We start from the raw sequence: 6,890 nt of genomic DNA, 5'->3' as shown, positions 1-6,890 counted from the left end.
CTTTTGATCAGCTCCTCGTCCTCGGTGATCGTGCCTTCAATCTTGACCTTCGCGATGTGGTCGATCGCCTGACCGGTGAAATCGTCACCATAGATCCATGCCGAAAACGCGATCAGCGCTGCCGCCACAATCACAAACGCGGTCACGCGCCAGAACGTCAGCTTGCGGCGCAAGCGGCGGCGGTCGATCAGGTCGTCGGCTCTCATTGCCATGGTCAGCCTCACATTCGGTGGGAAAGGACGCTTTTAAATCAACCATCCGCGCGGGGCTACCGTTTCCTGACGCCCTGGCCCTAACAGGTCTTGGCGCAACGCGGCGGTCACGACGACCTCACGAAAAATTAACGCAGCCCGTTCCTATCTGCTATGAAGAGCTGGCAGTGCAGCCGGATTCGTCCTAGTCGTACGGTAGTAGCCGTCACATTTTTGCAGTTTTCCTCCGCTTGTGCTTGCTTGCGGGGACCGGCATACCACCTATAGGCGGTGTTTGGCGGGGCAAGGGCTCATTAGAAAACAGTCATGTTGGCGCGATCTGACGAAACGAGCGATGCCGAAACGGTATCGGCTGCCGCTGGCGAAAGCGGCACGCGCGGCGATGCGTTCGATCGTGCGCAGCGGCATTCGCGCCGCGTGCGCGTGTTGAAATTCGCCGTGCCGCTGCTGGCGGCGGCAATTGCGATCGCCTTTCCGGTCTATTCTTATCTCGCCGCGCCGGTGTCGATCTCGGTGCAGGCCGACGGCACGGCCTTTTCGGACGGCAAGCTGGTGATGGCCAACCCCAAGCTCAACGGCTTCACCAAGCAGAAACTGCCTTATTCGCTGACGGCGACCAGGGCGACACAGGATGTCGGCAAGCAGGGTATCATCGACCTCGAAGGCATCAATGCCAAGCTGCCCGTCGCGAGCGACAATGTGGTGGCGGTCAACGCCGCGCATGGCATCTACGACCGCGACGCCAACACGATGGACCTCACAAGCGATGTCCTGGTGACGACGAGCGACGGCATGGAAGCCAAGTTCAAATCGGTCTTCCTAGACATGGGCAAAGGCTCTATGAAGACCGACAATCCGGTCGATGTCAGCCGCGGCGGATCGCGCATCACCGCCGACTCGATGTCGGTGGAAGAAAACGGCAAGGTCGTGGTCTTCGAGAACCGGGTGCGCGTCAACATCGACGCGGCAAGTCTGAAGGCGGCAGAGGCAAAGGGCGGAGAGCAGAATGCGTCGCAGTAGTTCGGCAAGGCTTGCAGCGGCGGCCTCTCTCTTCATGTTGCTCGGGGCGGCGCCGGCGCTTGCCCAATCCGGCGGCACCAGCCAGATGTCCGGCCTGAAATTGTCAGGCGACCAGCCGATCCAGATCGAAAGCGACAAGCTCGAGGTCCGCCAGGCCGACAGCGCGGCTATCTTCAGCGGCAACGTCACCGTCAATCAGGGGCCGACGCTGCTCAAGGCCGGCAAGATGACGGTCTATTACGTCAAGGATCCAAACGCTCCCAAGGGCGCGGCGGCGGGCGCATCGGCGATGACCGGGGCAGCCAATATCGACCACCTCGTGGTCGAGAACAAAGTCTATATTAAATCGAACGACCAGATCGCCACCGGCGACAAGGGCACGTTCGACATGAAGACCCAGGTGCTCGTTCTTTCCGGCAGCGAAGTCGTGCTCTCGCAGGGCGACAACGTGCTCAAGGGCTGCAAGCTCACCGTTCAGATGAAAAGCGGCCTTGCCAATGTCGACGGCTGCGGCACCGGCGGTCGGGTCATTATGTCGATTACGCCGCAGAAGCAGGGCTCGCCCCAAAAGGGCACGGCCCAGCAGGGAGCGTCGAGCAACTAATGGTCGGCGTATCGTCGCTGCTGGCCCGCCTCCCGGGGCGGACGGCCGCAAAAGCGTCTGCGCCGGCGACGATCGGCGCCGACAAGGCAAAGTTCAAGGGCACCCTGATCGCCAAGGGCCTGACCAAGAGCTATAAGGGCCGCAAGGTGGTGAGCGGCGTGACGCTCGGCGTGCGGGCCGGCGAGGCCGTCGGACTGCTTGGGCCCAACGGCGCCGGCAAGACCACCTGTTTCTACATGGTCACCGGTCTCGTGCCGGTGGACGAAGGCACGATCGAGATCGACGGCTTCGACGTCACCTCGATGCCGATGTACCGGCGCGCCCGCCTCGGCATCGGCTATCTGCCGCAGGAAGCGTCGATCTTCCGGGGCCTCAACGTCGAGCAGAACATTCGCGCCGTTCTGGAAGTGGTGGAAAAGAGCCGCAAGGAACGCGAGCGCACGCTCGACGAGCTGCTCGAGGAATTCCACATCAGCCATCTGCGCAAGGCGCCGTCGATGTCGCTGTCCGGCGGCGAAAGACGCCGCCTCGAGATCGCGCGGGCGCTGGCCACACGGCCGGCCTATATGCTGCTCGACGAGCCCTTCGCCGGTATCGATCCGATCGCGGTCGCCGACATCCAGCAGCTCGTCCGCCATCTGACCGCGCGCGGCATCGGCGTGCTGATCACCGACCACAATGTGCGCGAGACGCTCGGCCTGATCGACCGCGCCTATATCATCCATGCCGGCCAGGTGCTGACGCATGGCCGCGCCGACGAGATCGTCGCCAACGCCGATGTGCGGCGGCTCTATCTCGGCGAGGGTTTTACGCTCTAAACGCGAAAATTCAGGTTCCGCGGCAATTTCTCGCTGAATTTTCCGGCTTTACGCCTGCTCTGCCCGCGAATAACGCTCCGGTAAGCCGTCTCTGCTAGCGTTTGCCTTGACAAGCAAAAGCCGGGCCAGTTTCTATGCCCGACCGAAAAACGGCAGCTCGATGCGTAGACGAGGCGTTTGAATCCAACCATGGCGCTGGCGGCCAAACTGCAGCTCAGACAGTCCCAGTCGCTGGTGATGACGCCCCAGCTGATGCAGTCGATCCGGCTGCTGCAGCTCACCCATGTCGAGCTCGAGCGCTTCATCGACGAGGAAATCGAGCGCAATCCGCTCTTGGAGCGGGCCGAGCCGCAGGACGATGCGGGCGGCGACCAGCCGCAGAAGAGCGAGACCGCTTCAGAACCCGCCGCCGGGGACGACTGGTTCGAAAGCGAGACGGAATGGAGCGCCGAGGCGATCTCGGAAAAGCTCGACTCTTCGCTGGAGAACCTGTTTCCCGACGATCCCGGCACGAGCGAAAAGCTCGGACCTGATCTCACCGCCCAATGGAAGTCGGCATCCGCGGGCAGCGCCGGCGGCGCTTCGTCGGAAGGCTTCGACGTCGGCGAGATGGCCGCGACCATCGTGACGCTGCGCGAGCATGTCGGCGAACAGATCGCGCTTGCCTTCTCCAAACCCGCCGAGCGCCTGATTGCCGGCGAGCTTGCCGACAGCCTCGACGAAGCGGGCTATCTGCGCGCCGATCTGGAAGAGATTGCCGCGCGGCTGGGGGCGGACATGGGAGCGGTCGCGCGAGCGCTCGCGGTCTGCCAGACCTTCGAGCCGGCCGGCCTGTTTGCCCGCGACCTCGCCGAATGCCTGTCGCTGCAGCTTGCCGCACGCGACCGGCTCGATCCGGCGATGAAGGCCCTGGTGGCTAATCTCGAACTCCTGGCGCGGCGGGATTTCCAGACGCTGAAACGCATCTGCGGCGTCGACGAGGAAGACCTTCTCGACATGCTGGCCGAGATCCGGGCGCTCGATCCGCGTCCCGGCACCGCGTTTTCGGGCGGCGCGAGCGACGCCATCGTTGCCGACGTCGAGGTGCGGGCCGCTGCCGACGGCAGCTGGGCGGTGGAGCTCAACGCCGACACGCTGCCGCGAGTTTTGGTCGATCATGTCTATTTCGCCCGGGTTTCCGGCCATGCCAAGGACCAGGCGGAAAAGGAGTTTCTGGCCGAATGCCTGCAGAACGCCAACTGGCTGACGCGCAGCCTCGACCAGCGGGCGAAGACGATCCTGAAAGTGGCTTCGGAAATCGTGCGCCAGCAGGACGCGTTCCTCGTCCATGGCGTGCGGCATCTCAAGCCGCTCAACCTGCGCACGGTGGCCGACGCGATCGGCATGCATGAATCGACGGTGAGCCGCGTCACTGCCAACAAATACATGCTGACGCCTCGCGGCGTGTTCGAGCTGCGCTATTTCTTCACCGCTTCGATCGCCTCGGCGGAAGGCGGCGAAGCGCATTCGTCGGAAGCCGTGCGTGACCGCATCAAGCAGCTGATCGACGAGGAAAAGCCCGCCGACGTGCTTTCCGACGACGCTATCGTCGACATGCTGCGGGAAAGCGGCGTCGACATCGCCCGCCGCACGGTCGCCAAATACCGGGAAGGCATGAACATTCCTTCATCGGTGCAGCGGCGCCGGGAGAAGCGGGCGCTGGCCAACGCCGGGCGATAGGGCAGTTGATATTCATCGGGCCTGACCTAGTTTGGTCCGAGCTGAGGAATGGCGATTTTTCACAGTTTTCGTGTTTCATTGACAAGCTGCAATGAAGTGTCTAGAAGCCCGCCCGCATGAGCCGGGCCGTGATGCCCGCCTCGCGAATGGCTCCGTCAAAGCGAAGGCCTCGGACGGCCAGAAGGCGACTTGTGATCAACCGGAAAGTTCGGGTCTAAAATCGGCGCGCGTGCCGCCGCAAAGCTTGTGCGCGCGCACCACGGGTATAAACTTGGGACAGTTTGAAGCCTGAGCAGGGAAGGTCAGTTTTCAGATGAATCTGCGCATTTCGGGAAAACACATGGACATCGGCGATGCGTTCCGTACGCGCATCAACGATCGTGTCAACGAAGCGATTGAAAAATATTTCGATCGGGGTTTTTCAGGACATGTAACGGTCATCAAAGCAGGGTCGCGCTTCTCGGCCGATTGCATGATCCGCCTCGATTCCGGCGCCTCGCTGCAGGCGACCGGGGACGCCCAGGATCCCACGCTTGCCTTCGAGGCGGCCGCCGATCGCCTCGAAACGCGGCTCAGGCGCTACAAGCGCCGGCTGAAGTCGCACAATTCCAGCAACGGCAACGGCGAATCCACCGACATCGCCTACGCCGTGATGGAGCCGCTCGCCGACGACGAAGAGGAAATCCCGGAGAACTTCGCTCCGGCCATCGTCGCCGAATCGACCGTGACGCTTCGCACCATGTCGGTGGCGTCTGCCGTCATCGAACTCGATACCAAGGACAGCCCGGTTTTCGTCTTCCGCAACGCCGGAAACGACCACGTCAATATCGTCTACCGCCGGCCGGATGGAAACATCGGCTGGATCGATCCGTCGACCACCAAAGTCGCGCAGGGATAAGAAAGCCGGCCGCGCGAGGGGGACGACCGGCGCGGTAGGCGAGCAAGGGATTTTTCAGGCATGGATCTCAGCGATCTCATCAGCGTCCCGGCTATCATGCCGGCGTTGAAGGCGAATTCCAAAAAACAGCTTCTGCAATTGCTGTCGGAGAGGGCGGCGGCGATTTCAGGCATTCCGGAGCGGGAAGTGTTCGACACTATCCTGCAGCGTGAGCGGCTGGGCTCCACCGGCGTCGGCAACGGCATCGCCATTCCGCATGGCAAGCTCGCAGGGGTCAAGCGGATCGCAGGCGTGTTCGCCCGGCTGGAGGCGCCGGTCGATTTCGAGGCGCTCGACGACCAGCCGGTCGACCTGGTGTTTCTGCTGCTTGCGCCCGAAGGCGCCGGCGCCGACCATCTTAAGGCGCTGTCGCGTATCGCGCGCGTGCTGCGCGATGGCGATACGGTGGCCAAGATCAGGGGGACGCGCGACGCAGTGGCGATCCACGCGCTGCTGTCGGACACTCAAGCCTCGCACGCGGCCTGAAGTTTGGGTGAAGCTGGTCTTTGGATAAACCCGGTTTTTGGGATAAAACCTTGAGGGGCCGCCGGGAGCGGCCCTTTCCAATTCAGGCAACGACCCCAAATTCAAATAGTGATTGGGGTCAATGGATGGCGACCGTGGTCAGGTCGTTCTCCAGCGCACCCGCCAGGGCCCGGTCACGGGCATCGGAAAGCAGGATCGGCTGACCGTTGGCGGCAAACAGCGCCCACAGTTCCAGCCCGGGCGCGATTTCGCCGAGGCCGGGGAAGCGGCCGCGCAAATCGTCGCTCGATATTTTCCTCAGATATGCGACCGAACCTTCGCCGAGATGGGCGAATTCGCCGCTGGTCATGGTCAGGGTTTCGTCAATTCTGGTCATTACAAGCCTCCTTGGCGCAAGGACGCCACTTCCGGCCGTCCCGCATTAGAGCCATCGGCAAAGATCAGTCTTTCACCGATATGTTTATTTTCCGTACCAGCCGCTCGGCCTCCGGACGGTCGAGATCGATCGACAAAAGGCCGTTCTTCAATTCCGCGCCGACCACCCGCATGCCGTCGGCCAGCACGAAGCAGCGCTGGAACTGGCGTGCGGCGATGCCGCGGTGGAGGAACTCGCGCTCGGTGTCGTCGGTCTGACGGCCGCGCACGATCAGCTGGTTTTCCTCGGTGGTGACATCGAGGTCGTTCTCTGCGAAACCCGCCACGGCAAGCGTGATGCGCAGCCTTTCCGCCTTGCCGTCCGAGGCGCCCAGACGCTCGATGTTATACGGAGGGTAGCTGTCGCCCGACTTCGCCAGACGTTCGAGCGTCTTTTCCATGGCGTCGAAGCCCAGAAGAAGCGGGCTGGAGAAGGGCGTCATTCGACTCATTGTTACACTGTCCTCTTAAGAGCGACACAAACCGGAAAAACCCGGATGGCATTTTTCCCGATGGTCTTGATATGGTCCGCCGCGCGATCAAGTTCAAGCCGTCAAAACCCCGCCCAAAAAGACTCCCCAAAGGAATTGAAATGCCCCAGTCACGAAAGATCATTATCGACACGGATCCCGGCCAGGACGATGCCGTCGCCATCTTGCTGGCGCTCGGCAGCGTCGAGC

8 protein-coding genes and 1 pseudogene are annotated in these 6,890 nt (G+C 62.4%); 6 read left to right on the top strand and 3 right to left on the bottom strand.

What is annotated here, in order from left to right:
• A pseudogene (locus EOA49_RS29095) lies at positions 1-212 on the bottom strand (signal peptide peptidase SppA); the annotation flags it as partial.
• A 306-nt stretch (positions 213-518) separates the two neighbouring features.
• Here EOA49_RS29095 and lptC point away from each other — a divergent pair.
• The 6 genes from lptC (at position 519) to ptsN (ending at position 5,796) form a co-directional block, all read left to right on the top strand.
• Positions 519-1,232: an LPS export ABC transporter periplasmic protein LptC gene (lptC, locus tag EOA49_RS29090; protein ID WP_067004053.1), complete on the top strand. Its 714-nt coding sequence runs from the start codon at positions 519-521 to the stop codon at positions 1,230-1,232.
• Positions 1,219-1,836, top strand: a complete 618-nt coding sequence (locus EOA49_RS29085) for an LptA/OstA family protein (protein ID WP_067318882.1) — start codon at positions 1,219-1,221, stop codon at positions 1,834-1,836. Before lptC ends, EOA49_RS29085 begins: the two co-directional genes overlap by 14 nt.
• Positions 1,836-2,654, top strand: coding sequence for an LPS export ABC transporter ATP-binding protein (gene lptB, locus EOA49_RS29080; RefSeq protein WP_067318880.1), 819 nt, complete (start codon positions 1,836-1,838; stop codon positions 2,652-2,654). The genes EOA49_RS29085 and lptB overlap by 1 nt, the downstream gene beginning before the upstream one ends.
• Positions 2,655-2,843: 189 nt before the next feature.
• Entirely contained in the window at positions 2,844-4,373 is a 1,530-nt protein-coding gene (rpoN, locus tag EOA49_RS29075; protein ID WP_067318878.1) for an RNA polymerase factor sigma-54, read from the top strand.
• Positions 4,374-4,686: 313 nt separating this feature from the next.
• Positions 4,687-5,271 carry a ribosome-associated translation inhibitor RaiA gene (gene raiA / locus EOA49_RS29070; RefSeq protein WP_067004045.1) on the top strand — a complete coding sequence of 195 codons (585 nt, stop codon included), beginning with the start codon at positions 4,687-4,689 and terminating at the stop codon, positions 5,269-5,271.
• A gap of 60 nt (positions 5,272-5,331) precedes the next feature.
• Positions 5,332-5,796 (top strand): PTS IIA-like nitrogen regulatory protein PtsN, encoded by a 465-nt coding sequence (gene ptsN, locus EOA49_RS29065; RefSeq protein WP_067004043.1) that lies wholly within the window; start codon positions 5,332-5,334, stop codon positions 5,794-5,796.
• 118 nt (positions 5,797-5,914) lie between these two features.
• On the opposite strand, the gene EOA49_RS29060 is transcribed toward ptsN, so the two are convergent.
• Entirely contained in the window at positions 5,915-6,172 is a 258-nt protein-coding gene (locus tag EOA49_RS29060) for a DUF1150 family protein (RefSeq protein WP_067318876.1), read from the bottom strand.
• A gap of 64 nt (positions 6,173-6,236) precedes the next feature.
• Complete coding sequence (locus EOA49_RS29055; RefSeq protein WP_067004038.1) at positions 6,237-6,662, bottom strand: Hsp20 family protein; 426 nt, start codon at positions 6,660-6,662, stop codon at positions 6,237-6,239.
• Positions 6,663-6,890 lie beyond the last annotated feature (228 nt).

Source organism: Mesorhizobium sp. M1A.F.Ca.IN.020.04.1.1 (assembly GCF_003997315.1).
Classification (GTDB): domain Bacteria; phylum Pseudomonadota; class Alphaproteobacteria; order Rhizobiales; family Rhizobiaceae; genus Mesorhizobium.
The sequence above is the reverse complement of the archived record's forward strand: the minus strand, read 5'-3'. Positions and strand labels throughout refer to the sequence as shown.

Excerpts from the sequence above, each read along its gene's own strand:
- lptC (WP_067004053.1), top strand. The coding sequence starts at position 519 with ATGTTGGCGCGATCTGACGAAACGAGCGATGCCGAAACGGTATCGGCT.
- EOA49_RS29085 (WP_067318882.1), top strand. The coding sequence starts at position 1,219 with ATGCGTCGCAGTAGTTCGGCAAGGCTTGCAGCGGCGGCCTCTCTCTTC.
- lptB (WP_067318880.1), top strand. The coding sequence starts at position 1,836 with ATGGTCGGCGTATCGTCGCTGCTGGCCCGCCTCCCGGGGCGGACGGCC.
- rpoN (WP_067318878.1), top strand. The coding sequence starts at position 2,844 with ATGGCGCTGGCGGCCAAACTGCAGCTCAGACAGTCCCAGTCGCTGGTG.
- raiA (WP_067004045.1), top strand. The coding sequence starts at position 4,687 with ATGAATCTGCGCATTTCGGGAAAACACATGGACATCGGCGATGCGTTC.
- ptsN (WP_067004043.1), top strand. The coding sequence starts at position 5,332 with ATGGATCTCAGCGATCTCATCAGCGTCCCGGCTATCATGCCGGCGTTG.
- EOA49_RS29060 (WP_067318876.1), bottom strand. The coding sequence starts at position 6,172 with ATGACCAGAATTGACGAAACCCTGACCATGACCAGCGGCGAATTCGCC.
- EOA49_RS29055 (WP_067004038.1), bottom strand. The coding sequence starts at position 6,662 with ATGAGTCGAATGACGCCCTTCTCCAGCCCGCTTCTTCTGGGCTTCGAC.